Below are 25,559 nucleotides of genomic sequence, written 5' to 3'. Positions count from 1 at the left end.
ACACGGCTCTTCTCTTTTGAGCTGGACCAGCAGCGACGCTACCGGGAGGGCGGGGCGGATGTTGAGGACGTGGGGACCGTCGGGGTTCGGGAAGCTTGTCACCGGTTCCGGCAGTTGGCAGCTCACCCTTGCTGATGACGGTCTGACTGTCCGCGACGACGGAGGGTCGTTTGCTGTCGGCATGGAGGCATTGACATCGCCGATAGTGCTACCAGGCGTGTTGTGGTCCAGGCTCGTGGTGCCGTGCGAAGGGCGAAGCATAGTGCTGCGCGGTATTCCCTCCCGCTCGGCCCGTGAACTTGGGAGCGCCATCGAACTGCTGCTGGGGATCGGTGAGGTGAAAGCTTGGGCGGCAGGGTTCTTCGATGCAGCCCTTCCCTCGACCGGGGGACGGCGATGGCTTAGCCGGGACTTTTGCCTGCGGTGGGAAAAAACGAAACCCGGAGAAAGGCTCGGGAAGCTCCTGCGCGAACCGCTCCTGGCCGGCCACATTGCCGCTCTCGACAACACTGCCCAGAAAGCAATCCGGTTCTGGAGCACTGACCTCGAACAGTACATTGCAGGGTTGAACGCAGATCACATGAGTTCCGAGCTGGAATCCTGTGCCGACTTGTTTGACCGGGTTGAGCGTTCACCCTTGACCCGGGAGCAGGCCCACGCCGTGATCTGTTTCGACAACCGCGTGCAGGTCATCGCCTCCGCCGGTTCCGGGAAGACCTCCACCATGGTCGCCAAAACCGCCTACGCCCTGCACCGCAACCTTGTACCGGCGGAGAAAATCCTGCTGCTGGCCTTCAACAAAGACGCCGCCGAAGAACTCAAACAACGGATTAAGGACCGCGCGCATCCCCTGGACCTCGACGGTGACCAGGTCGCCGCCCGCACCTTCCACGCATTCGGACTGGAAGTCATCGGGAAGGCCACCGGCCGGAAACCTGCCCTGGCCCCGTGGCTGGAGAATGGACGGGACCACGAACACTTGATGCGCCTGGTTGACGGGCTCAGGGATACCGATCCCGGGTTCCGAGGATTGTGGGACTTTTTCCGCATCGTTCTCGGCAGCGACCTGCCCGAATTCGGACAGGAACAGGACGATCCAAACCTCTGGGAGACCGCAACGAACGCTTCGGCGCTTCGGACCCTGCAGGGCGAAACCGTCAAAAGCCACGGCGAACAGATGATTGCTGACTGGCTGTTCTACAACGGGGTTCAATACAAATATGAAGCACGGTACGAGCACGACACCACCGACGCTGAACACCGGCAATACTGCCCAGACTTCTACTACCCCGCCATTGACACCTACCACGAGCATTTCGCCTTGGATACACACGGCCGGGCGCCCCGCACCGGGTTCGAAGGGTACCTCGACGGGGTCACTTGGAAACGCGCAACCCACCAGCAGCACGGAACCACCCTGCTGGAAACCACCACGGCAGGAACATTGGACGGAACTGCGTTCAGCTACCTAGAAAGGGAACTCACCGACCGCGGCCTCACCCTCGACCCCAACCCGGACCGTCCCGTCCCCGGGCGCCAGGTAATCGAGAACGCGGACCTCGTGCGGACGTTCCGGACCTTCCTGATCCACGCGAAAAGCAACCGGCTCGACGACGCAGCCCTCCGGGACAATCTGAAATCCCGGCCCGGACTCCGGAACCGGTTCCGGCACTCGATCTTCCTGACCCTGTTCGGGTCAATCCGAGACAAATGGGAGCAGGAACTCGCGGCGGAGAACTACATCGATTTCGAGGACATGCTCAACCACGCCGCCGACCATATCGAAGCCGGCCGGTGGGACAGCGGATACGAACTGGTCATGGTAGATGAAATGCAAGACGCCAGCCACGCCCGGGCACGACTGGTGCGGGCCCTGGTCAATCATTCCGACAGGTACCTGTTCGCGGTAGGAGACGACTGGCAAAGCATCAACAGGTTCGCCGGCGCGGACCTGTCCGTGATGACGGACTTTCACCGCTGGTTCGGCCCGGGTCAGACCCTGCGCCTGGAGAGAACGTTCCGGTCCCCGCAAAGCGTCAGTGACATCTCCAGCGCCTTCATTCAAAAAAATCCCCAACAACTCCCTAAAAAGGTCAAATCCCTGACCCCGGAAATCGGAACTCCGGTCAGGATCGTCGCCGTCAGCAACACCAACCGGTTCGCCAACAGCGCGGATAGGTTCGCCGGCGCCGTGAACACCTATTTGGAACAACTGAACCGCGAGGTGCGCGCCGGTGAGGTGCCGGCCGGGGCCGAAGGTCAAGTTCAGGTCCGTATCCTCGCCCGATACCGTCACCTGCTCAACAGCATCCCCGCCGGCTACGGAAACGGGTGGGATCACCTGAACATACAGATGAACACCGTCCACGGCGCAAAAGGCCTCGAAGCTGACTACATCGTGATCCTTGGAATGACCAAAGGCAGATACGGGTTCCCCAGCACCATCATCGATGACCCCGTACTCGAACTCGCGATGCCCGACGGCGACACTTATCCCCTGGCCGAGGAACGGCGGCTCTTCTACGTCGCACTCACACGGGCCAGACGATCAGTGTTGCTCCTCACCGTTGAGGGCCAGGAATCCCCCTTCATCAAGGAACTGATGAAGGATCACGGCCTCACACTGCAAAACCTCAATGGGCAACCAATGCAAACGGTCATTTGCCCCAAATGCGGCAACGGATTCATGACCCAACGCTCCGGCAAATACGGCACCTTCTACGGCTGCAGCGAATATCCCGCCTGCACAGGCACCATGAACACCGCCACCTACGCCAAAACCACCAACAGCCCCGCGGCACAACCACGGCCGAAAAACACAGGCATGGGCGGAGCTTTTCCAAACTGACGAAACTGTGGAGCCAAGGTCCTGCTCGGCCCGACAGGCCCGCACGGACCGGGGCGGGCAAGAACCGGATACGCGCGCAACACTGAGGTCCGGGAATGAGCGCTCCACCGGCGTTACCTCCCAAGTATCTTCCGGATGAGCGCCGGAGCCTGGAGTGCTGTGGGCAGGTCGTTGCCGCTGCCCAGACGGCGGTCAAATACGGAGCTAGATCGCGTCGGGGGTCCAGCCTTAGGGCTGACACCGCCTCCCACTGGCTGCAGGTCCTTGCCAGGGCAACTGGGGCCCGAGGGAGCTGGATAGACCTCTCCGCGCGTCCGCTTCACTCAGGACGGCCGAGGCGTTAATGAATCCGTTCGCAGCGACGTTCCAAGTTCAGCCGGGTATGCGAATATACGCATCATGCAACTTACGAATGTCAAGCTTTGTCAACAGTAAGAAACCAAAAAGCCCCTGACCTGCGGAAACACTGTGCCCGAGGTGGGACTCGAACCGGCTTCAAGCCCTTGAAAACACCGGGAACCCGCGGAAACACCCGGAAACCGAAGCAGTTTGACGGCTGTACAAGCCGATCCGGCGCGGAAAGTGTGGACATTGTCCACACCCCATTCGGGGCTGCTGAAGCACTACCGGGGACATCAGATGCCTGTAAACCTGGGCGGGCAAGTCAGTAGTGCCAGCAGCGAGCCCACAACCAGCCTGAAACCAAACTACGCCGTCACGCGTCCTCTAGACGCTTAAGCAAATCAGCGTCATGACTCATAACAAAGCCAAGGCCCTCACTGATTTCACGCCGGCGCGCGCGGCGCTGCAGAACCAACCCTGCGCCCTGCAACAGAAGCGCGGGCTGGGACGCATATTCCCCGGCAGCCAACTTCTCCAGCCGCCGCTCGGGCTCCTCAGGGACACGGAGATTCATAACCACCGCTTCACGGTACCAAAACGGTACCCTTCCTGACACTGGCTGCCCGCACGCAAAGCCGTAACCGCCACTTCCATTCTTTCCCGGTCTTGTTTGTTCTACCGTCCTGGCCCTGCTCCTTTAAGCAGCCAGTGGTCCGCCATGCCTGTTACTCCAATCCACTACACGACCACGCCTCATTCCAAGGGGCCTTCCCCCGTAAGTCATGCCGCATTGTCGCGCGGAGTCGATGGACAAGCAGAAGGACGAACTGCTTGTCATTCTGATACTCCCCATGATCGCTGGGCGGGTCCTCCACGCAACCAGGGCGCTACCGCGCCGACCCCGAAACCGAAAACTTTGCGCAACAAGGCACATGCGCTCCGCATGGAAGTTTCCAGTCCCGGGGCCGGTCCCCCAAGTTGCACTCCGGCCCCTCGACCCAGCGGATGGTCCCCTACCAGAACGACGCCCATAACCAACAACCGCAGAAGAAACAGCAATCGCAGGGTGAAGGGAAACACGGGATCATGGAAAAACTCACGCTCAAAACACCATCAGATGTCCTCAGCTTCATCGGGCACACCCTCGGCTTCTGGCCCCAGGAAAGCCTGGTGTGCATCACAATGAAAGACAACAGCATCGGCGCAACCCTCCGCATCGACCTCCCCCACCAACCAGGACAGGAACTCCCCTACGCACAAACCGTCGCCCACTACCTCACCAGCGACGCCACCGCCACGTCCATCCTCTTCGCCGTCTACACCAGCGAAACCACCCAACCCGGACAGCCTAAACCCCAAGCCGGAGCCATCGCGGCGCTCACCGGAGTCCTCGCAGAACAAGGCATCACCATCCGAGACGGCCTCATCGTCGGAGACGAAACCTTCTCCCCCTACGACGGGGAACCAGGCACCAGCCTCGCCCTGCCCGTCAATTCCACCCAGACCAGCGCCATCAACGCGGAATTCATCTACCGCGGCAGCTACGTCCAACCCACCGACCGCATCACCCTCCCAGCCACCGGCCCGACGGCAGCGAAAGCCGCCGCAGTTGAAAGCCACATGGACTCCATCAGGTCTCAAACCACCGAGACTGCCATCCTGCACGGAAGGGAACTCTGGGGCAGCATGCTCGGCTCCGCGGACTTCCCCAGCGACGACGACTGCCACGCCCTCGTCGCGAACCTGCAATTCCCCGCCATCCGAGACAGACTCATAGCCGACATCCCAGGGTTTGACGAACCCATGCAGCACATCCTGTTCGCCCAGACCACAGAGGCCCCGAAGTGGTCGCGCATCGAATGGGCACAACAACTCCTCCTGCACGCCTACACCCGCACCTCCCCCGAACACGCAGCACCAGTCCTCACCGCCATCGGCTACATCAACTGGTGGGAAGGCAAAGGCAGCAAAGCACACCAATTCCTCCAACCCGCCCTCGACAACGACCCCGCCTACCGCCTCGCCCGCCTCAGCGACCAGATGGTCGGCTCCGGCATCGTCGCCGGCTGGAACATGAACAAGAACACGGCCTACAAAGCCCTACCGTTCGACATGCCGTAAGACTTGTCCGCGCAAAAACGAAAACAATGTGCTCACCGTGACAGTGGAGATTCCCTACCTCCGGCCAAGACGCGAGCCACGGCTCGACATCCAACAACCGAGCAGATCAGGTTGACGGAAGATCAATTATCGGCGTTCGAGTGGGACGAGTAGAAGTACTTGCGAGAACTCCCGACTGGTGACGGGTGGCGAGCACAGATGCTTGGTCGCGGCTCTCGGCATAACCCCAAACAGCGAGCTGTTTGGGGTTATGCCGAGATGGGCGATGATGCCTGCGGCGCCCCGTGGAGTTTTTGGTTTCGGTGTCGGTCGCCTTCGTTGTCGAATGGCTTTCCGAGATGGAACTGCCCCCCTGTTGGCGTCCTTAAGATCAAGAGCTACACGGGGAGCAGTTCAATGTATGAGTCAATTGTGGCCGGCCAGACCCCACAGCTCAGCCACTCCAGGAGCACGTTACTTGGTGAGCGGCCCCAATACTGGATCGCCCTCGTAGGCAGTCTTGACGTTTGCGGCTGTCACGAGGACCGGGTCCAGCAGGTATGCAGGGACAGTTTTCACTCCGTTGTTGTATGACTTGTCGTCGTTAATTTCGGGCTTCTTGCCGGCCTGCAGGTCCTTGACCATCGTGATCGCGCGCTCAACCAGTTTGCTCGTGTCCTTGTTGATGGTGGAGTACTGCTCGCCGGACATGATGGACTTGACCGACTCCGCCTCGGAGTCCTGCCCAGTGACGACAGGGGTAGGTTTGCCGGCGGCCTTGATCGAGGTCAGGATTGCCCGAGCGAGATTGTCGTTGGGGGCCAGAACGCCGTCCAAAGATGCGCTGGCATAGCTGCCGCTGAGCAGGGTGTCCATTCGGTTCTGTGCGTTTTCACCCTTCCAGCCCTGGGTTACGGCCTGCTCGAAGCTGGTCTGGCCGGACTCAACCTTCAGGGTGCCGTCGTCGATCTTCGGCTTCAGGACACTCATGGCGCCATCGAAGAAGACCTTGGAGTTGGCGTCATCCGGGGATCCGGCGAACAGTTCGATGTTGTACGGTCCGGAAGGCTTCTTGGCCTTGAGGCCCTCCAGTAGGGCCTGGCCCTGGAGGACGCCGACCTTGAAGTTGTCGTAGGCCGCGTAGTAGTCCACGTTATCGGTGTTCAGCAGCAGTCGTTCGTACGCGATGATTGTAACGCCAGCGTCTTTGGCCTGCTTGAGCTGCGTGCCAAGCTGCGAGCCGTCGTTTGCCGCGACGATGATGACTTTGGCGCCTTTGGTGACCATGGCACTGATCTGGTTCTGCTGCTCCGATGCACCGCCGTTGGCGAACTGAATATCCGGCTTGAATCCCGCATCCGTGAGCCCCTTTCGGAATAGGCCCTCTGCCCGAACGAAGACCTCACTTGCTTTCTGAGGGAGCGCGACTCCGATCACTGAATCTTTGGGAATGGATTCGGCGGTTGCCCCACTGGAAGTTCCCGTCTCGGCACGGCCGCAGCCTGTCAGCGCCAGTGCTGCGATGGCAGCTACCGCTGCGGCCTTTCCTGCTTTGCCAATCATTCGCATTGTTGGTTCTCTTTCTTTGTGTGATGGAACGGTATTCAGGCTGCAAGCTCAGGCTTCCCTGGCGATTGCTTCCTTGGTGGAGGTTGTTTCGTCGGGCTGGATGGGGCCGCTGGGGCCGGCGGTGTTGCGGTTCATGTTCCGGGTCAGGAGGCCGATGATCGACTTCTTGCCCTGGCTCTTGTTGTAGACGTCGAAGGCGACGGCGATGAGCAGGACGAGGCCCTTGATGATCTGGGTGAGGTCGGCGCCGACGCCCAGGAGCTGGAGCCCGTTGTTGAGCACGGCCATGACCAGGCCACCGATGATGGAGCCGACCACGGTGCCTACACCGCCGGTGACGGCCGCGCCACCGATGAAGACTGCGGCGATGGCGTCCAGTTCCCAGCCGACGCCGTCGAACGGGCCGGACGCGGTGGAGCGGCCCACGAAGATCATGCCGGCCAGGCCGGCCAGGATGGACATGTTCATCATGACCAGGAAGTTGACCTTCTTGGACTGGACGCCGGAGAGTTCGGCCGCGTGCCGGTTGCCACCGACCGCGTAGACGTGCCGGCCCAGGATGGTGCGGGAGGAGATGAAGCCGTAGAGGAGTACCAGGACAGCCAGGATGAGGCCGGGGATGGGGAACGAGGTCCCGGGCCGGCCGGTGGCGAACAGGTATGTGGCGTAGAGGATGGCGCCGCAGACCAGGACCAGCTTCAGGGCCGTGACCCACATTTCGGGGACCTCGGCGCCCAAGGCCTTGGCGCGTGCCCTGAAGCGCAGTTCTCCCCAGACCACGAACGCCGCGGCGGCGATGCCGAGGAGCAGGGTGAGGTTGTTGAACCCGGTGTTGGGCCCGACTTCCGGCAGGTAGCCGGAGCCGAGGTACTGGAAGTCGTTGGGGACGGGGATGGTGTTGGACTTGCCGACGAACTGGTTGAAGCCGCGGAACAGGAGCATGCCGGCCAGCGTGACAATGAAGGCAGGGATCCCCACATAGGCGCTCCACCAGCCTTGCCAGGCACCGATGGCGGCGCCGAGTACGAGACCGAGCAGCACGCCCGCCCACCAGGGGATGCCCCAGTCGCGGATGGCCAGGGCAACGGTGACACCCACGAACGCCGCAACCGAGCCGACGGAAAGGTCGATGTGGCCGGCGATGATCACCAGCACCATGCCGATGGCCAGGATCAGGATGTAGGAGTTGCCGTTGAAGAGGTTGATGACGTTGCCGGGCGTCAGCGTCCGGCCTTCAGTGGCGAACTGGAAGAAAATGATCAGGGCCACGAGGGCAAAGATCATGCCGAATTGGCGGGTGTTGCCGCCAAACAGCTTTTTGAGGGCGTTCATGGTGTCAGTCCTTGTGTCCGGAAGGTTCTGGAAGGGCCAGAGGGTCAGGCGGCTTTTCGGGTGGCGGAGGTCATCAGCTTCATCAGGCTTTCCTGGGTGGCCTCGTCTTTGTTCAGGACACCAGTGACGGCGCCTTCGAAGATCGTGTAGATGCGGTCCGACAAGCCCAGCAGCTCAGGCAGCTCCGAGGAAATGACAATGACTCCCTTGCCCTGGTTCGCCAGTTGGTGGATGATCCCGTAGATCTCGTACTTGGCACCGACGTCAATGCCGCGCGTGGGTTCATCGAGGATCAGCAAGTCCGGGTCGGTAAACATCCACTTGGCCAGCACCACCTTCTGCTGGTTACCGCCGGACAGCTTGGCCACGCCCTCCTCCACGGAAGGCGTCTTGGTCCGCAGCGACTTGCGGTACTGCTCAGCCACGGTGAACTCCTGGTTCGGATCCACCACCGAGTTGAGGCTGATCTTCTCGAGATTCGCTGACACGGTTGTGGTCTTGATGTCGTCGAGAAGGTTCAGGCCCAGGGTCTTCCGGTCCTCGGTGACGTATCCCAGCCCGGCGTCGATGGCCTGGCGGACGTTCTTGAGGACCACTTCCTTGCCGTCTTTGTAGATGTGGCCGTCAATGAAGCGGCCGTAGGAGCGGCCGAAGACGGAACGGGCCAGTTCGGTCCGGCCGGCGCCCATAAGCCCGGCGAACCCTACGATTTCCCCGCGGCGAACGAAGAAGCTGGAGTTCTTGCAGACCAGGCGGTCCTGGACGTTGGGGTGGCCCACCGTCCAGCTCTTGACCTCGAAGAACACTTCCCCGATTTTGGGGGTGTGGTCCGGGAACCTGGACTCGAGGGTCCGCCCCACCATGCCCTTGATAATGCGGTCCTCGTCCACGCCGTCGGCCTTCACGTCAAGGGTTTCGATGGATTTTCCGTCGCGGATGATGGTGATGGAGTCGGCGATCTGCTCAATCTCGTTGAGCTTGTGGGAAATGATGATCGACGTGATGCCCTTGGCCTTCAGGCCCAGCATCAGGTCCAGCAGGTGCTGTGAGTCGGATTCGTTCAGCGCAGCCGTGGGCTCGTCCAGGATGAGGATCTTGACGGACTTGTTCAGGGCCTTGGCGATTTCAACAAGCTGCTGCTTGCCGACGCCGATCTCCTTGATCGGGGTGTCGGGGTCATCGCGCAGGCCCACGCGGGCCAGGAGGTCCAGCGACCGCAGGCGCGCCTCCGCCCAGTCGATGACGCCCCGTTTGGTGGGTTCGTTGCCCAGGAAGATGTTTTCCATGATGGACAGCTCAGGGATCAGTGCCAGTTCCTGGTGGATGATCACGATGCCGGCGTGTTCGCTGGCCCTGATGTCCCGGAAGTGCTGAACCTGCCCCTGGTAGACGATGTCGCCGTCGTAGCTTCCGTACGGGTACACCCCAGAGAGGACCTTCATGAGGGTGGACTTCCCGGCGCCGTTCTCGCCGCAGATGGCGTGGATCTCGCCCGCCTTCACCCGCAGGTTGACGTTCGACAAGGCTTTAACGCCCGGGAACTCCTTGGTAATGGACCGCATCTCAAGGATGACCGGATCCGAATGCGCCGTCTGGCACGTCATATTGCCCAACCCTTCAAATGCCACGACTTCTTGTCTTCTCGTTGCTCACAACTACTAAGGGAGTGCGAAAGCTGCTAACTCTAAATAAATGCTTCGATGAGCAATGCTCCGGCAAGGCCCGCTAAAGAGAGCAGGGTTACCATGAGAGTCCACGTCTTGAATGTCTGGCTGACCGTGAGACCTAAAAACTCCTTCACCATCCAAAAACCAGGATCGTTCACATGGGACAAGAAGAGTGAGCCAGCACCGATTGCAATGACCAAGAGGGATAGTTCCGGTGATGAAAGGCCGACAGCCAAAGGAGCCAAAATTCCGGAGGCGGTTACCGTTGCGACGGTTGCTGACCCTGTGGCAACGCGGACCAGAGCTGCGACCAACCATGAGAGCAATACGATGGAGATGCCGCTGCCCAAGGCAGCCTTCGCCAACAGACTTCCAATTCCGGCATCAATGAGGATCTGCTTTAGGCCGCCACCGGCACCGACAATGAGTAAGATTCCGGCTACAGAAAGCAGCGCGTCGCTTGCGGACCTTCCTACGTCACTTTGCCGCATGTTGCTCGCGCGGACGAAGAAAATCATTGCGTAGATCAAAGCCAAACCCAGAGCAATAGTCGGAGTTCCTATGAAATGAATCAAAGTTGAGAACGAATCAGTGGGATTTGGATTCAACGATTCGTTCACGGCGCGAACAAGCATGCAAACGATGGGGAGCAGAATTCCTATTGTTGTCACGAGCGCGGACGGCCGCTTTCGGACAACGGCCGTTGAGAGCTGTGTCTGCTCCTTCAGTTCCAAGCCCACAGAATGGCCACCGTGGGGACCAGCGGGAGGCCTGGATGAGTCATCATTATTGTTCGTTTGGAGAACGCCGCCACGGCCTTCTCCTGTGAACATTTCGGGAACTCGAACGTGCGGCATCCATCGTGCGGCAGCAAAGCTGAGCACGGGGCCGGCGAGCACCACGAGGGGCACCGCCAATGCTGCCCCGATGGCTAGACTCAGGCCGATGTTGGCGTTGAGCGTGGAGATGGCCACAAGCGGACCAGGATGCGGAGGGACAAGCCCATGCATCGCCGAGAGGCCTGCTATCGCCGGCAGAGCAACCTTTAGCAGATGCACGCGGCTGCGGCGTGCCACCAGAAGAATGATCGGCATGAGAAGGACCAGACCGACTTCAAAAAACATCGGTAGGCCCACTACGGCGCCAATTACCGCCATAATCCAAGGCAGCGACTGAAGCCCTGCTCGATGCAAGAGAGCGTCAACGATCGCGTCCGCACCGCCAGAATCGGCCAGGAGCTTACCAAAAATAGCGCCTATAGCGATGAGAACGCCGACGCCCGCCATAGTGGCCCCGAAACCATTTGTGAAGCTATCGACTGACTTTCCCGGTGCCATGCCAGCGGCGATGCCGGCGCAGATGGCTGTGCCAGTCAGGGCAAGAAAAGGATGTACTTTGAGCCACGAGATGAGGGCGATAATAAGCGCGACTGCGATAAGGGCGACCGTGATCAATTGCGCCGGACCACTTGCCGGCGGGACGTCAGCTGATCCGCCAGCCGTGGCGACTATTAGTGGAAACAAGATTTACCTCCTGTATATGGATGAGCGTTCAGCTCAACTTTGAGCGGGTCATCGGAAATTTGCGGGTGCTGCCGGGTTGGGACGTAGAAATAAGGGACTTCAATGAGAGTCCGCTGAGAGCCTAGGTTCCCTGGGGCGCCTAGGGTTAGCGTGGTAACTCTGCGCAGCTACCTTCTAATCGGGTTGCCATCCTGCGAGGTGGTGAGCGGGGATCCTGTCCCTGTCGTATGTGATTTCTGCATAGCCGTGAGGCTCAGGCTTGCCCTCGACGTCCAGGTTTACAAACACGATCTCTTCGATGGTGAGGATGCTTCGCCGGGTGATCATGTTGCGGACTTCCGCTCGCATGGTCAGTGAAGTCCGGCCAAATTTGGTTGCCGCTAGACCCATCTCGATGAGGTCCCCTTGCACGGCGGAGCTGACAAAGTTGATCTCCGAGATGTACTTGGTCACCGCCCGGCCATTGCCAAGCTGGAGAATGGCATAGATTGCCGCTTCCTCATCAATCCACTTGAGAAGACTTCCACCGAACAGGGTTCCGTTCGCATTCAGGTCTTCTGGGCGCACCCACTTTCGAGTGCGGAAGGTTATATCGGAGGACTCCATTGTGAACCTTACTTCTGTGGTCTTGCATTCGTTCCAATGCGAGGATTATTCGGGGGAGCCTTGGTCTAGTAGCCGGCTCGATTCCTGAGGACGATTGACGGTAACTTCGAAACGATCTGCTTGGTGGTACGCGCAATGTTTTGCAGCTTTGGCGAGGACGCAAGGCTGATGATGCTATCTGAGAAGAACCAGCACCCTTTTGGTCAAACTGAAGATGGCTGCCAGTTCGTGTCATTCATTCTTGACCGAGCTCTCAAAAGCCAGGGTGATTTGATGAAATGGCGGAGAGCTTTGTCGTGAGTCAGATCTAAGGCCAAATGATCGTCGTTTTGCCGATGCTGCCGTTAGCGAAGTCGGCGATGGCAGCCGGAGCATCTTCCAAGCCACAGCAAACTGTAAGGATTGGATCGAGATCGAGTCCCAGCTTCACTGCATCCGCGACAGCCTCCATCATCACGGGCATGCTGAAAACGAATGATCCCTTGATTGTCGACTGTCGCATAATCACGTCCGTGACGGGATCGATGTCGTATCCTGGCCCAAATCCGACTAGCACGACAGTGCCCCAGACCTTCGCAATGCGTGACGCCGTACGACGGCCATGAATGTTGCCTGAAGTGTCGATCACAGAGTCCACCCCGTCGGGTGCGATAGAAGTGACGTCGAAATCCCGGGAGTCGTGACTTTCGAAGCCCAGGCTCGTCGCGAATTCCAAACGCTCAGAAACCGGATCGATCCCGAATGCGCGCACTCCGAATGCTTTTGCCCACGCCAAGGCAGCAAGTCCCACCGGCCCTAGGCCGATAATAGCGACAGTGCCGCCGAGCGGGATGTCAGCTCGATGCAGCGCTTGGTATGCCGTTGAAGCACCACAGGCAAGAAAGGCACCTGCTCCGAAGCTCAACTCGCTGGGAAGGGGTACGCAATCGCGCGCTTCAACGATCACTTTGTCCTGGTAGCCGCCGTCACGGTCGAGGGAATACACCGTGTTGTTGACACAGTGGTTGTCCCACCCCTTGCGGCAAGACAGGCAATGGCCGCAACCTGAGTAATGTTGCACAGCTACGCGGTCACCGGGCTTCAGGTGGCTGACTCCCTCGCCGACGGACTCGACTATGCCGGCAATTTCGTGTCCCGGCGTCGTTGTGTACTTCCGTGGTTGGGTGTGGGACTCCATGGCGTCGGCCGAGATGTGGTAGTAATGCAGGTCGCTCCCACAAACCCCCTCCGCTTTAACATCAAGCAGCACTTCTCCAAGGCTTGGTGACTTGACTTCTTTCTGGACGAGAGCCATTTCGGACATCCCTGTGAAGATCGCAGCGGTGACTAGTTGTGTTTTGGACATAGGTGACTCCATGGTGTTCATGCTGTGGGACGCGTGTGAGAACGGCTGCCGAGGCGTTGAGGTGCCGGGGATCACAAACTATCGCTTTACCGGCCGATTTTACAACAACTATGTTGAAGTCTTTTCAGATAGAGACATTTTGGGCCCCATGAGAAAGAAGGGGCGAAGGCTCGTTTCTCGAAGGTGACATCGACCTCCAGCAGGATCGTTGCCGTGGCTATGCGGTCGGATGGCGGGTGCGCTAGTCAAGTGCCTCGACGACGCAGGCAGTGACCGCTCTAACTGCTCGGGCCTTCCACGAGGTTGACATAGGCCAGCTGGCGGTTCCATAAAGGGCCCGAACAGTTAATGATCAGGAAGAACGCATGACACTTTTCACCGTTCATGCCCCTTCCGTCTCGAATCAGGTGGCCTATCGTGGCTCCGTTCCGGAAACTAGCGCGGAATAAGGGGTGCCTTGATTGGGCCTTACCCAGGTGCGACGTGCACCCAGACTTCGTACGAGGCGGACTTCTCGTAGAGCCGCCTTTGGTCGGATGGGGGTTGAAGCCAGAGAATCATGCCGTCAGAAGTGACGGCATCAACAATGCCGGCACAGTCGACCTGCCCGTCTTTCCGAATCTCGACCCTGGATCCCGTCAAACCGGTCCAATCGTCGACATGCCGGGGAAGGACCTTCGGCGGGCGACTCTCCTCAGGTGGACAGTTGCATTTCACTGGCATCGTTCCAACCACGTCTGCTCACTTAGGACTGGACGCAGCGTGCTGGTGCTGCTGCTGTCGTTGATACAGGTTTTTCACGTCGTTTCTCAAAGCCCATTTCAGGGCGACGACCTGGTAACATCCCGGAATCTTCGGGGACGGGCCGCAAAAGGAGTGGCGGGCAGCTGGGCATGCGGCTTCGATGATGAGCAGGCAGTCTGGCCCCGCCCAGGCGGATGGGGCCAGACCTCCTAGCAGTAAAAGAGCCCGCCACGAGCATGGTAGTTAAACCTTGCCCAGCATCAGCGGTGGGTCAGATGGATGGGGATCCAGCGGTCGAATTGTTATTGACATAAATTCCCTTAGCGGCAGGGAGTCCAACAGCGTCTGGAGTTCGGTCACGTCTTCGGCCTCCCACAGACCGATGTTCCGCCATCCCGGCACTTGGGGGCGCCACAACCGAAGCAGATGCCCGGAGGCAGCGAGCTGCCCGGCCCGCTGTGCTTCTGCCGTTTTGAGCTCCTCAAGAACGCCAGAATCCATTCCAACTGGAGTTGTGAAAGATATTTCAACGAGGAACTCCACCGCCTTTACACCCCAATGGCGTGGCCAGTAGGGGCGCTGCTCACCAACGTCTGGGCTGCCGCGACAATCCTGCCGGTGGTCGGCAGCAGCGCATCCTGCAGTGCAGGCGCCGATGGCATGCGCACATCCGGGGTACCCACCCGCTGGACTGGAGCGGTGAGTTTCTCGAAGTGCAGTTCTGTAATCCTTGCGGCGACTTCAGCGCCGAACCCCCCACTGGTGTGGGCCTCATGGACGACAAGGATGCGTCCAGCAGAAGCACTGACTGCGCGGGCAATGGCATCCAGGTCCAATGGCCGCAACCATCGAAGGTCGAGAACTCCGGCGGAAATCCCGTCTCGTTCCAATTCCTCTGCGGCTTCCAACGCCAGGGAAAGTGTGCTTCCCCACGTGATGATAGTGAGATCCTTGCCGTCGCGGTGGTGACGGGCGCCCTCCGCACGTTCAACTACCCCACCAAAGTTCACCGGAGTGGAGACCTGATACAGCGCACGGTTCTCGAGGAGGATGGTTGGGTCTGGGTCTGCAATGGCCGCTCGTGTCATGTTGTATGCATCCTGCGGTGTCGCCGGCAGACCTACCTTGATACCCGGGATGTGGGCCAGGATCGCCTCTATGCTCTGGGAGTGTTGGGCACACGACCCCGGCGTGACGCCCTGCTGCATCCGAATGGTCAAGGGGGCATGGATGGCTGACCGGTTGATGTACCTGACGTTCGAAGCCTGGTTGATGATCTGGTCCAGAGCAACGAATACGAAATCAGCCCACATGATTTCCGTAACCGTCCGTACTCCCTCCATGCCGGCCCCGACGGCAGAACCGAGAATTGCGGACTCAGAGATGGGGGTGTCGAAGACGCGCTCTTCGCCATACTTCTTCTGAAGACCGCGGGAGACGCCGAAGATGCCGCCTGCAAACCCGACATCCTCGCCGTAGACCAGAAGGTCCGGCCTGCTGTCCAGTTCATCCGCGAGTGCCTGGTTGACCGCTCGCTGGTATGTGAGCTCTTTAGACTGGGTGTGCTTGGCATTGGCATCGAGTTCTACGGCGGCCCCGTAGAGGTGATCCTGCGCAGTCGCCGGGTTTGGAGCTGGCATAGCCAGAACGCTTTGCACAATTTCTTCGATTTCGGCTGCGATTTCGGCGTCAATTGCCGCGACCGCGTCCTCATTCAGCGCGCCGCTGGAACGGAGGCGGGTGAGCGGCTCGGTGTCGATAGCGTTCTGCTTGTCGGCCTTAGGGCGGTAGTGTTCGATGTCCCGGTTGTAGTGTCCGCTCAACCTGACGGTCTTGCACTCGAGCAGTACTGGGCCCTCGCCGCGCCTGCAGGTTTCTGCTGCTGCTGCGACTGCGTCGCGAACAGCGAACGGGTCGCCACCGTCTACGACGTGACTTTCAATGCCCAGGCCTTCTCCCCGCATGGCGAGATCGGGGCCCCGGGTTGTTCTGTCCTGCGGTGTCATCTCGGCCCAGCCGTTGTTTTCGCAGATAAAGATAACGGGAAGATTATTCGCAGCCGCGAAGATCATGCCTTCGGTGGTTGCGCCTTGGTTCATGGCACCGTCGCCGAAGGTGGTGACAACGACCCGGTCGGAGCCTTGAGTTTTGGCTGCCAGGGCGACACCAGAGGCAATGGGGGATCCGGCGCCCACAATGGAATTTTCCCCAAGGAAACCTACTGCCGGGTCGCTGAGCAGCGGAGAACCGGCACGGCCCCCATTAACCCCGCCTTCCCGCTGTGCGATTTCGGCGAGAACCCCGGTAGGGCTGCTGCCGCGAGCGATCGCCCACCCATGTCCTCTATAGGTAGCAAGAACGCGGTCGGCCGGCCCGAGCGCCGCCAAGGCTCCAACAGGAATGGCCTCCTGGCCGAGGCACAGGTGCACTGAGCCTGCTACGTGGCCGTCAAGCGACAACGCCAGTACACGTTCTTCGAATGCGCGAATGAGCGCCATCCGCCGGTAGGCCTCAAGGGGTGTCAATTCGCTGGAAATGGTCATTCTTCCTCACTTCGTGTTTACTTGCCGGACTGCGGAGCGCCGACGGATCTTGCGCAAGCCCACGCCCTCCAGGACTCCGCAATCAACAAGGTGCGGCGGATACGGGATGTTTCACGGAAGAGTCGCTTGCACGGACGGAAGTATGCAGAGGTGCCCTCGTTAGCGTGAACTTACCGAAGACCCTGCGGCTAAAAGTTGCCTCACCCCGGCTGACACGCTCACCGGCCTGTTGCAGCCAATTGCCTCTGCGAGGCCTGCAGCGGCGAGTGACGTCCGTCGGGCAGGACGCAAAGTCCCAAGCCGACGCGCAAGGCACAGCCGTGTGCCCGCCTGCCGCATGCTCCTGTTTCCATCCGACCTCGATGTCGTTCACCTTAGGAAGTCTGGCAGGGAGGCAGATATCTTGTCAATATCTTGAATCCTGTCAAGATAGTTATAGGAGCTTGGAGCCGGGGTGGACTAGCCTTCCCCTCGGTATTGCTATCTGAAAGTAATTTCATATATTTACAGTTGCAAGCGTTGTCGGCTATTCTTGCTGAAGTCCTAAGTCCGCCTGATTGACTGCCGCCCCAAAGCCGTGGAGGTTCCCTTATGCCCAGTATGTCTGCCATCGTGAAGCTCAGCCCGGGCAGGGGCGCTATGTTCCTGACAGAGGTCGAACGGCCCACTCCAGGACCAGGTCAGGTTGTCGTTGAGGTCTATGGTGCTGGACTCTGCGGTACTGACCTGCACATCATGGACGGAGAGTGGCCTACTAACCCTCCCGTCGTGCTTGGGCACGAAGTTGCCGGCATTGTCCGCCAGCTTGGTCCAGGCGTGGACGAAGCCTGGCGGGATTCCCCTGTCGCCCTCGAAAGTTTCTTTTCCACATGCGGGCACTGCCCATCCTGCCTGTCCGGTCACCGCAATCTATGTCCAGAGCGGGTCTCCATCGGCAGCCATGTCAACGGGGGCTTTGCTTCAGAAGTGCTCGTCCCCGTCCGAAACCTGCACCGCCTTCCGGACGGGATGGACCTGCACCATGCGGCACTGCTGGAACCCCTGGGGTCCGTGGCGAACTGCCTGTTGGATCCGCCCATCATCAACCCCGGCGATTCCGTTCTTGTCACGGGGCCCGGCACGATGGGGATTCTCGCGGCTCAGATCGCACAGTCATCGGGAGCCCAAGTAACCGTCGTCGGTACCGCCCGAGACGCCCAACGGCTGCATATCGCCAACTCCCTCGGTTTGGCCACGGCTACCGACGAAAGCTATAGGCCAGGGACACGCCCTGCCGACGTCGTTATCGAATGCTCCGGCCACCCTTCAGGTGCTGCTCTGTGCCTTGAAAACGTGGGACCCCGCGGAGCCTACGTTCAGGTGGGAGTATTCGGAAAGCCCGTGACTGTCCCACTGGACAAAGTGCTGATGAAGGAATTGACCATCACATCTGGTCTGGCCTCTCCGACCGCTGCCTGGCACCGAGCCATCGCACTGGTCACGAGCGGAAAAGTTTCCCTGGGGCCCCTCGTGACCGAAGTCGCCGGCCTGGGTGACTGGGAACGCATTTTCAAAGCCACCCGTGAGGGAGACGGGATGAAGTTCGTTTTCGATCCCCACCTGTAGGACTAAGTAACGACTAGCAGCTAAGAGGAGACCAGTGCGCATCCGTGTCATCGCCGACCTGAAAACAAGCCTCGGAGAAGGCCCGCTCTGGGACGCGGAGCAGCAGATGCTCTATTTCATTGACTCCGCCGACGGCCGGATTTTCCGATCCACAGCGGACGGTCAGCAAATCAAGGCATGGGATGTCCGCGAAAAGATCGGGTCCATGGCGCTCCGCGCGGACGGGCAGAGCGCAATCGTGGCTCTTCAGCACGGACTGTACAGTTTCGACTTCAAACACGACCGGCTCGAGCTGCTCCACTCCCCCGAGTCCGATATTCCGTCCAACCGCTTCAACGACGGCAAGGTCGATTCCCGAGGCCGATTTGTCGTCGGGTCAATGGACACTAACGAAAAGGCCGGCACCGGAAAGCTGTACAGCCTTGACCCTGACCTCACCCTCACCACCCTGGACTCGGGGATCGTCTGCTCAAACGGACCTTGCTGGAGCCCTGACGAAAAGACCTTCTACTTCACCGACTCATGGGGCAACGACATCTGGGCCTACGACTACGACCCGGAAACCGGAGCCGTATCGAACCGTAGGAGCTTTGTCGGCATGGACAAATCAGACGGTGGAGTCGCGGACGGTATGACGGTCGACGCCGAAGGCTATCTTTGGGAAGCTCATGTCTTCGGAGGCAAACTAAACCGCTACGCACCAGACGGATCCCTGGACCGCACCGTGCCCATGCCGGTCAAGAAGGTCACAAGCGTCATGTTCGGTGGCCCCAATCTCGACATTCTGTACGTGACGAGCATGGGCCGACCACCCCTGCCTGGGCTGCCCGACGACGGCCCTATGCGAGGCGCCGTTTTCGCTATTGACGGCCTCGGCGTTAAAGGCCTGCCCGCGCATCGTTTTGGTTCCTGATTCATAAGTGGACGACGGTTAACGGTAAAGCGGGCAAGAATTGAGTGCCGGCCGCAAATAGATCTTAAGGCTGAGGTTGCCGGAGTAATGCGTCTCGGCAGCTGGTATCTTGCGCCGTAAGCACCTCTCCTCTAAGTCCAGGCTTGAGGCCCCTCTTCCGTGTGCTCCCCCGGCCAAGTCATAAGTCACGGAATTCACCGAATTGGCCATCAGGCGCTGAGCGGGGTGCCCCGCAACGTCCATGATCCGCCCATGTACCACCTAGACTGGACCCGCTTCAAGCGGAAACCGGGCGGAGATGACCGCTAGCTTCCGGTGCTGGATAAGGTGTGCTTCTTAATGTACGGCTGACTCCCCCGATCCGGCAGCGCGGTTCGACATTTCCCATCCTCTTTCACCGGCTGATCATAATGAGAACGTCCCGGGACATCCTCCGCCTTTCCAGCTCTGCCGATTGCAGGCCCCTAAGGCGCTCAGGTTTCGTAGCAATGGAGCAAAGGCCCTAACGCTGCCGATCACGGAACGCACAAAGGAGATCGGCGCGGGCCCAGCCCACGCCGATCTCCTTCTACGTCAGCTGAGGCAGCAGCTCGGGTTCATTCAAGCCGTTGGCTGCGGATCAGCGTACCTTGGGCCGCTGTTTTCCTCAATGGTGCCCCGCCCCCCTCTGATGCCTGTCGATACACAATCTCTTGTCGTGCACCGGTTGTTGCTGATCGCTCGATGGCATCAGTAACCTCGGCGCAGCGGTATCCGTCCTCGAGGGAAGCACCATGGGGCCCGATCTCTGTGTCATCGGCGATGGCTTGCAGCAGGTGGCCGAGTTCGTGGACGAAGCTGTCCTCCCACCCGATCATGTGGCCATGTGGCCACCAGTGTTCCCAATACGGGTGGTAACTTTCGGAAACGAGAACCGTACGGAAGCCTTGTGCTTTCGGGCCTGGTGTCGAGTCGGCCAGGTGCAGTTCGATCTCGTTCATCCGTTCCTGATCGAAGATCACCGTGCCTTTCGTTGTACTGATCTCGAAGCGCATGTGATTTTTACGGCCTGGCGCAACCCGGGTTGCTTCCAAGGTGCCGAGAGCGCCGGTGTCAAAGGTGATGATGGCGTCGAACGCGTCGTCAACGTCCACGTGCCCGCCAGGACGGTCCTCCACAAACGTCTTCATGTTTGCTGACACGCTTACGGGCTCACCAACGAGATACCGGGAAAGGTCGATGATGTGGGCACCGAGGTCCCCGAGCGCTCCTGAACCTGCGATGCTCTTGTCCAGCCTCCATGAGGTAGGGCTCTTCGGGTCAACCAGCCACTCCTGGTGATACCTGGCCCGGAAATGGCGGACTTCACCCAGTGTCCCGTCGTCAAGCATCTCCTTGATCAGGCGGATTGCCGGAAAGAATCTGTAGTTGAAGGCGGTCATCGCCTTAACGCCGGTCTTCGCGACTTCGGTCCAGATCTCGTATGCCTCATCGGCAGTTCGACCGAGGGGCTTCTCACATATAACGTGCTTGCCGGCCCTGGCTGCGGCGATGGTTGGTTCCTTGTGCTGGTCATTCGGCCCGGTGTTGTCGAATAGCCCGATCGCAGGATCTTCGACCAGCTCGCGCCAATCGGTCGTTGACTTGGCATAACCGTATCGACGGGCTGCTTCATCGACCGCACTTTGGGTGCGGCCTGCGATTCCAACCAATTCCGGCTGCATCGGCGGCGGCCAGTAGGTATACGTGATCTTCTTCAAGGCATTCGTATGTGCCCTGCCCATGAACGAATAGCCGAGCATGCCGACGCCGATGGCCGGGACTTCCCGGTGATCATCTTTCATCAGCCCCTGGGTGAAAAAGGCTGGTAAATCCTGTGTCATCGTAATCTTCCCTTTTTCTTGTCTCAGACGAGCCAGAAGTGGTGGGCTTCGGGATCCATCGGCTCTTTCACGATGAGGGGACGCAGGTAGTCAATGGCCTTTTCGGCACCATCGCGTTCGCTCATTACCGGGTCCTCATGCTCGTAGGACATGACATAGTCGTAACCCACCTCCAGCAACGCAGTGATGACCCTCTTCCACGGCACCTGGCCCCATCCAACCACGCGGTACCGTGCTGCCCGGTGCATGTTCCGCCATGATCCGGTGGAGAGCACCCCGTCGCGTCGGATTTCGTCTTCCTGCACTTCAAAGTCCTTGGCATGTACGTGGAGGATCCGGTTGCCGAAGGTCTTAATGAAGACGACAGGGTCGATCTGCTGCCAGATGAAATGGCTGGGATCGAAATTGAAACCCCAGTCGTCACGACCAAGCTTCTCGACAGCAGTCTGGGCTGTGGTGATGTTGTAAGCGATCTCGGTCGGGTGGACCTCGTGGGCGAACTTCACCCCGAGTTTGGCGAATTCATCCAGGATGGGATTCCAACGCTCCACAAAGAGGTCCCAGCCTTCGTTGTAAAGCTCCAGGTGCTTCGGAGGCCAGGTGTACCAGGAGCCCCAGACGGTCGAGCCAAAGAAGCCGTTGACCACCGGGATTTCAAGATCTGATGCCGCTCGTGCGGTGTTCAGTAGGTGCTGCTTCCCGTATTCGAACATCTCCTGCTTGTCGGTTGTCGGCGACCAGTCATCGAAACTGGCGTCCTTGGGCGGAAGCACCTGCTGTGCTGACAGGTGGTCCGAGAGAGCCGAGATGGACAGTCCTCGCGAGTTCAACATCTTCTTCAAATTTCGGCTGTACTGCGGGTCTGAGATGGCCTGATCGAGATCGAAATGGCCAGAGCCTGCCCAGGTGGTGAGTTCGACCGCTTCGTAGCCGAGATCAGCTACATAATTTGCTACCTCGTCCAGCGGCTTGGCGTCGAACAGTGCGGTCAGGATTCCGATTTTCATTGCTTTACCTCTTCTTTGAGATGGGATTTTCAGTGGAACGGTGCGGGCGTGGGTCTTTTCAGAGCGCCCAGGTGCGAGAAACACTGGCCAACGCCTCGACGCGGGCCCAGTCCAGGGGAAGGTACAGACCTTCGTGCTGGGGCGGTGACCATTTGCCGTCAACAATGGGCAGATCCTCCAGAAGGAGGTCGACGATAGGGTCGGCTCCTACGTATCGGGGGATGGTTTCGATCATTGCGACACGACTTGAAGTGTGTGAGAGCGGGTGGTGGATATGGGGCCAAACATGAGGGGCGACCCAGGCTGCCGCGTCTTCCGCGGCGGCGACACTCTTCATAGCGGCGGTGTATCCGCCGGTGGCTGTCGCGTCCGCCCGAAGGTAACTGACGCCGCCGTCCAACAGCGCGCGGTGTGCCGCCGGGGTCATTACATCTTCACCTGCAGCGGCAGGTGTGCCTGCGGCTCTTGCGAAGGCCGACACCATATCGCTCTCGTAGCTTGGAAAGGCGTCCTCGATGAACCGGAGTCCGCAATCTGACAAGCCTTCGCTGTATTGCACTGCCTCGTCGACGGAGTGAAAGGCTCCATGGAAATCAGCTGCGAGCGTGACCCCGGATGGAAGGATCTGGTTGATGTCGCCGATCAGGTCCAGGTCGTGCTCCAGGTTATGGCCAGGGATGATGAGCTTGATGGTCGTGTAGCCCTCGGCGACAAAACGCTCGATTTCCTCCACAACGGCCGACTTTCCTCTGGCTTCCAGGAAATAGCCGGCGACCGCCATCAACGGGACGGGCTCGTTCCGCGTTCCCATGAAGTCTTCCAGCGATTGCTGTCTGGCCTTGGCATTTATGTCCCATAGGGCTATGTCGATCAGAGATGCTGCCCGGACGAGCGAGCCCCATCCAGGAGAGAAACGGCCTTTCAGGGTGCGCTGCACCTCGCCTGGCTCAAGTCCGAGGCCCTTTATCTGGGGGACCAGGATTTCGAGGGCTTCGATCAAGGGGGTGTGTCGTGTGTAGCCCACCGCCACACCCGTGAGCCCTGATGCGGTCGTCAACCGCAGGACGACGTAGTCGCGGGTTTTGTAGGTTATGGGCCCGAGCACCAGTTCGTAGGGCATGGGCAGGTGTACCAGCCATGCCTCGGCCGCGGTGATCCGGTCAGTCATGGTGCACCGTTCCGTCCTGATCCATGCCAATCACTGGCTTTTCTCCCCCAGGGAGCAGAGTCAGAGTGAACCAGGATGACTGCGCACCCCCGGGCCCGAGGGTTAAGGCCTGGCCGCGGTCGATCGCTCCTTTCAGCCCGTCGAAGGGCCAAGCGCGCTGGGGTTCAATCCCTATCATCCGGGCACGCCCGTACCAAGGGAACCCGTCAGCCCCGTCGAGAGTCCACAACCAAAGGTGTGGATACGCATTGACATCCCACGCCATCGCTATGCTTGGGGAGCCCGCGTCCGGATGACGAAGCGCCGCCCACCCTTCGGGGAGGTCCTGAAGGTACACCAACCGCTCGGTCTGCTCTCCAGGAGAACGGCTCAGGTCTTCCCACGTTCCGTCTTGGCCACTGAGTCGTGGCCACTGCCCGGATTGGAGCAGATGGCCCCCCGCTTTGCTGGGTTCCACCTTAACCGTCGATGGTGGCGCGTCAATCACGCTTCCTTCCGTGAGGGGAAACACCGGGTGATGGCCCCAGATAAAAGAGGCAGGCCCGATTCCTATGTTGTGGACTGCATCTTCGACCTGCACGGTAGGGGAATCTTCCAGGATCCGGACGGTTCTGGTCAGCTCGAGAGGAAGCCGGGAGCCAATCGATATTGTGCACGAGGTGGCGGTTTGTTCGATCACCTGTGCCCGGGAGATTGAGCCCTCCCCATGGAAGGCGACCGGGAGGCCGTCAACGAGGCATTCCGCTCCAGCATTCGGGAACAGCACCTGCCATCCGCCACGGTACCCGGCCAACCAGTCGAGTTCGGTGGATCCGTAACGGATATTTTGATCGGGCGGGTTCGGGGTCGTCCACGCATAGTGCGCCAGCCCGTTGGCTTCACCCGGGCGGGCGAAGCGTACTATTTCTCCTCCCCTTTCGGGATCCATCACCAGTTCTACGTGCTCATTTTCCAGAACTACGGTCATTTCGCCGGCTCCGCCGCGGCAAGTCGTTTGTGACCGACGGAACCGTTGAGCAGGAGGCCACCATCCACTGAAACCGTCTGACCGGTTACATATCGTGCCGCCTCGGATGCGAAGAACAAGGCGACATCGGCAATCTCCTCCGGGGTGGCGATGCGGCCCAGGGGAATACGGTCGCGATAGGTCGCACGCACATCCTCAGTCCAGCTATCGGTGTTCAGCGGCGTCTCGGTGGCACCGGGCGCGACAGAATTTACTGTCACGCCCAAGGGGCCAAGTTCGACAGCCAACGAGCGAGTCAGGCCCGAGATGCCACCCTTGGCGACCACGTATCCTGTCATTTCAGTGGGTGGTTGATCAGCCACTACCGAGCTGATGTTTACTATGCTTCCGCGCCCCGCCGGAACCATGACGGCGGCAGCCGCACGTGCACCTCTGATATACCCCATCAAATTCGAATTGATGATGGCCATCCAGTCGTCATCTGTCATAGACAGAAATGGCTGGACCAGAAGGGCGGCCGCGTTATTGATCCACACGTCGATGCCGCCGAAACGATCGGAGACAGCGTCAGCCAGGCGGTCGACATCCGATGTCGACCCGGTGTCGCCTGTCAAGATCAGCGGTGTGCCACCGGCTGCCGAGATTTCCGCTGAGAGATGCTCGGTAGCTTCCGGGTCACTTCCACGGTGGATGCCTGCCACGCAAGCCCCTTGGGCTGCTGCGCGCAGTGCGATAGCCCTCCCGATCCCCTTGGAGATCCCCGTGACCACTACAATCTGTCCCTCTTGCATCTGCATCCTTCCTGCCGACAAATGCGTCGTATCGTTGCTGCTTCTGGCGCCCAAAATTTCGGAGCGTTCGCGCAGGTGTGCTGATTTCCGCGCTGCTTTCGAGAATCAGGCAGCGTGTTCCCAGGACCAGCCCGGAGGGCGGCCCTGGCCAAGGAGTCCTCGCACAGAATCCTCTTGCCCAAGTCGGGGGTGTAGTTCCGACTGCTGGTCCCTGTTCGCAGCACCCTCGCACGGGAGGCCGTCCAAGTTAACTACGGCACGATATGTCAGAGGTCTAGTCATGGAGCATCATTGCTTTCTCAGTGACGGCAGCTGGCAGGATTGCGGGAGTAGCCTTGTCTCTATCTTGAATTCATTTCAAATAGTAGCGCCATATGCGCGACATGTGAACCGCAGCACAACGAAAAGGTGGAGCTGGGCGCGCGTAGCGGGGACGCTTGCCCACAGGGGGCGGTTGGTTTGCAGGCCCTTGTGAACCCTGTCGGCGACCCCTGCCCCGGTGAAGTGGCCAAGTTGCGGCGGCCGCAGCACAAGGGCTGCATGCGACAAGGCAGGAACCCGAACGCAGGGCGTCCAGACGGCACCACGGAACGGGACATGAAGCAATTCAATATAGTGAAAGGTACA

Annotated in this window: 16 protein-coding genes; 4 read left to right on the top strand and 12 right to left on the bottom strand. The window is 59.8% G+C overall.

Going from position 1 to position 25,559, the window contains the following annotated elements; translation table 11 throughout:
- Nucleotides 1–262: 262 nt before the first annotated feature.
- Nucleotides 263–2,848 carry a UvrD-helicase domain-containing protein gene (locus tag LDO86_RS08795; RefSeq protein WP_018771277.1) on the top strand — a complete coding sequence of 862 codons (2,586 nt, stop codon included), beginning with the start codon at nucleotides 263–265 and terminating at the stop codon, nucleotides 2,846–2,848.
- Between the two features lie 1,428 nt (nucleotides 2,849–4,276).
- Complete coding sequence (locus LDO86_RS08790) at nucleotides 4,277–5,311, top strand: DUF4192 domain-containing protein (RefSeq protein ID WP_155845632.1); 1,035 nt, start codon at nucleotides 4,277–4,279, stop codon at nucleotides 5,309–5,311.
- Nucleotides 5,312–5,764: 453 nt separating this feature from the next.
- Here LDO86_RS08790 and LDO86_RS08785 read toward each other — a convergent pair whose 3' ends face one another.
- The 7 genes from LDO86_RS08785 to LDO86_RS08750 form a co-directional block, all read right to left on the bottom strand.
- Nucleotides 5,765–6,853, bottom strand: a complete 1,089-nt coding sequence (locus tag LDO86_RS08785; RefSeq protein WP_018771274.1) for a sugar-binding protein — start codon at nucleotides 6,851–6,853, stop codon at nucleotides 5,765–5,767.
- A gap of 54 nt (nucleotides 6,854–6,907) precedes the next feature.
- Entirely contained in the window at nucleotides 6,908–8,191 is a 1,284-nt protein-coding gene (mmsB, locus tag LDO86_RS08780; RefSeq protein ID WP_018771273.1) for a multiple monosaccharide ABC transporter permease, read from the bottom strand.
- 44 nt (nucleotides 8,192–8,235) lie between these two features.
- The gene (gene mmsA, locus LDO86_RS08775) at nucleotides 8,236–9,795 is read right to left on the bottom strand and encodes a multiple monosaccharide ABC transporter ATP-binding protein (protein ID WP_018771272.1); all 1,560 of its coding nucleotides are present in this window, start codon (nucleotides 9,793–9,795) and stop codon (nucleotides 8,236–8,238) included.
- Between the two features lie 80 nt (nucleotides 9,796–9,875).
- Nucleotides 9,876–11,312, bottom strand: a complete 1,437-nt coding sequence (locus tag LDO86_RS08770) for an SLC13 family permease (protein WP_018771271.1) — start codon at nucleotides 11,310–11,312, stop codon at nucleotides 9,876–9,878.
- Nucleotides 11,313–11,555: 243 nt separating this feature from the next.
- Complete coding sequence (locus tag LDO86_RS08765) at nucleotides 11,556–11,987, bottom strand: hotdog domain-containing protein (RefSeq protein ID WP_018771270.1); 432 nt, start codon at nucleotides 11,985–11,987, stop codon at nucleotides 11,556–11,558.
- 307 nt (nucleotides 11,988–12,294) lie between these two features.
- On the bottom strand, nucleotides 12,295–13,332 hold the full coding sequence (locus LDO86_RS08760; protein ID WP_018771269.1) for an alcohol dehydrogenase catalytic domain-containing protein: 1,038 nt from the start codon (nucleotides 13,330–13,332) through the stop codon (nucleotides 12,295–12,297).
- A gap of 1,292 nt (nucleotides 13,333–14,624) precedes the next feature.
- Nucleotides 14,625–16,619: an alpha-ketoacid dehydrogenase subunit alpha/beta gene (locus tag LDO86_RS08750; protein WP_018771266.1), complete on the bottom strand. Its 1,995-nt coding sequence runs from the start codon at nucleotides 16,617–16,619 to the stop codon at nucleotides 14,625–14,627.
- A gap of 966 nt (nucleotides 16,620–17,585) precedes the next feature.
- On the opposite strand from LDO86_RS08750, the gene LDO86_RS08745 reads away from it, so the two are divergent.
- On the top strand, nucleotides 17,586–18,224 hold the full coding sequence (locus LDO86_RS08745) for a zinc-binding dehydrogenase (RefSeq protein ID WP_018771265.1): 639 nt from the start codon (nucleotides 17,586–17,588) through the stop codon (nucleotides 18,222–18,224).
- 34 nt (nucleotides 18,225–18,258) lie between these two features.
- Nucleotides 18,259–19,137 (top strand): SMP-30/gluconolactonase/LRE family protein, encoded by an 879-nt coding sequence (locus LDO86_RS08740; RefSeq protein ID WP_018771264.1) that lies wholly within the window; start codon nucleotides 18,259–18,261, stop codon nucleotides 19,135–19,137.
- Between the two features lie 596 nt (nucleotides 19,138–19,733).
- Here the strand turns inward: LDO86_RS08740 and LDO86_RS08735 are convergent.
- Genes LDO86_RS08735 through LDO86_RS08715 form a run of 5 tightly spaced genes read right to left on the bottom strand, consistent with a single transcriptional unit; the run spans nucleotide 19,734 to nucleotide 24,932 of the window.
- Entirely contained in the window at nucleotides 19,734–20,999 is a 1,266-nt protein-coding gene (locus LDO86_RS08735) for a Gfo/Idh/MocA family oxidoreductase (RefSeq protein WP_018771263.1), read from the bottom strand.
- A 23-nt stretch (nucleotides 21,000–21,022) separates the two neighbouring features.
- Nucleotides 21,023–22,006, bottom strand: a complete 984-nt coding sequence (locus tag LDO86_RS08730) for a sugar phosphate isomerase/epimerase (protein WP_018771262.1) — start codon at nucleotides 22,004–22,006, stop codon at nucleotides 21,023–21,025.
- Nucleotides 22,007–22,064: 58 nt separating this feature from the next.
- Complete coding sequence (locus LDO86_RS08725; RefSeq protein WP_018771261.1) at nucleotides 22,065–23,174, bottom strand: enolase C-terminal domain-like protein; 1,110 nt, start codon at nucleotides 23,172–23,174, stop codon at nucleotides 22,065–22,067.
- Complete coding sequence (locus LDO86_RS08720) at nucleotides 23,167–24,141, bottom strand: hypothetical protein (RefSeq protein ID WP_018771260.1); 975 nt, start codon at nucleotides 24,139–24,141, stop codon at nucleotides 23,167–23,169. The genes LDO86_RS08725 and LDO86_RS08720 overlap by 8 nt, the downstream gene beginning before the upstream one ends.
- Complete coding sequence (locus LDO86_RS08715; RefSeq protein WP_224084425.1) at nucleotides 24,138–24,932, bottom strand: SDR family NAD(P)-dependent oxidoreductase; 795 nt, start codon at nucleotides 24,930–24,932, stop codon at nucleotides 24,138–24,140. The genes LDO86_RS08720 and LDO86_RS08715 overlap by 4 nt, the downstream gene beginning before the upstream one ends.
- Between the last annotated feature and the right edge of the window lie 627 nt (nucleotides 24,933–25,559).

Origin of the sequence: Arthrobacter sp. StoSoilB19 (genome assembly GCF_019977275.1) — a bacterium.
GTDB lineage: Bacteria > Actinomycetota > Actinomycetes > Actinomycetales > Micrococcaceae > Arthrobacter.
The sequence above is the reverse complement of the archived record's forward strand: the minus strand, read 5'-3'. Positions and strand labels throughout refer to the sequence as shown.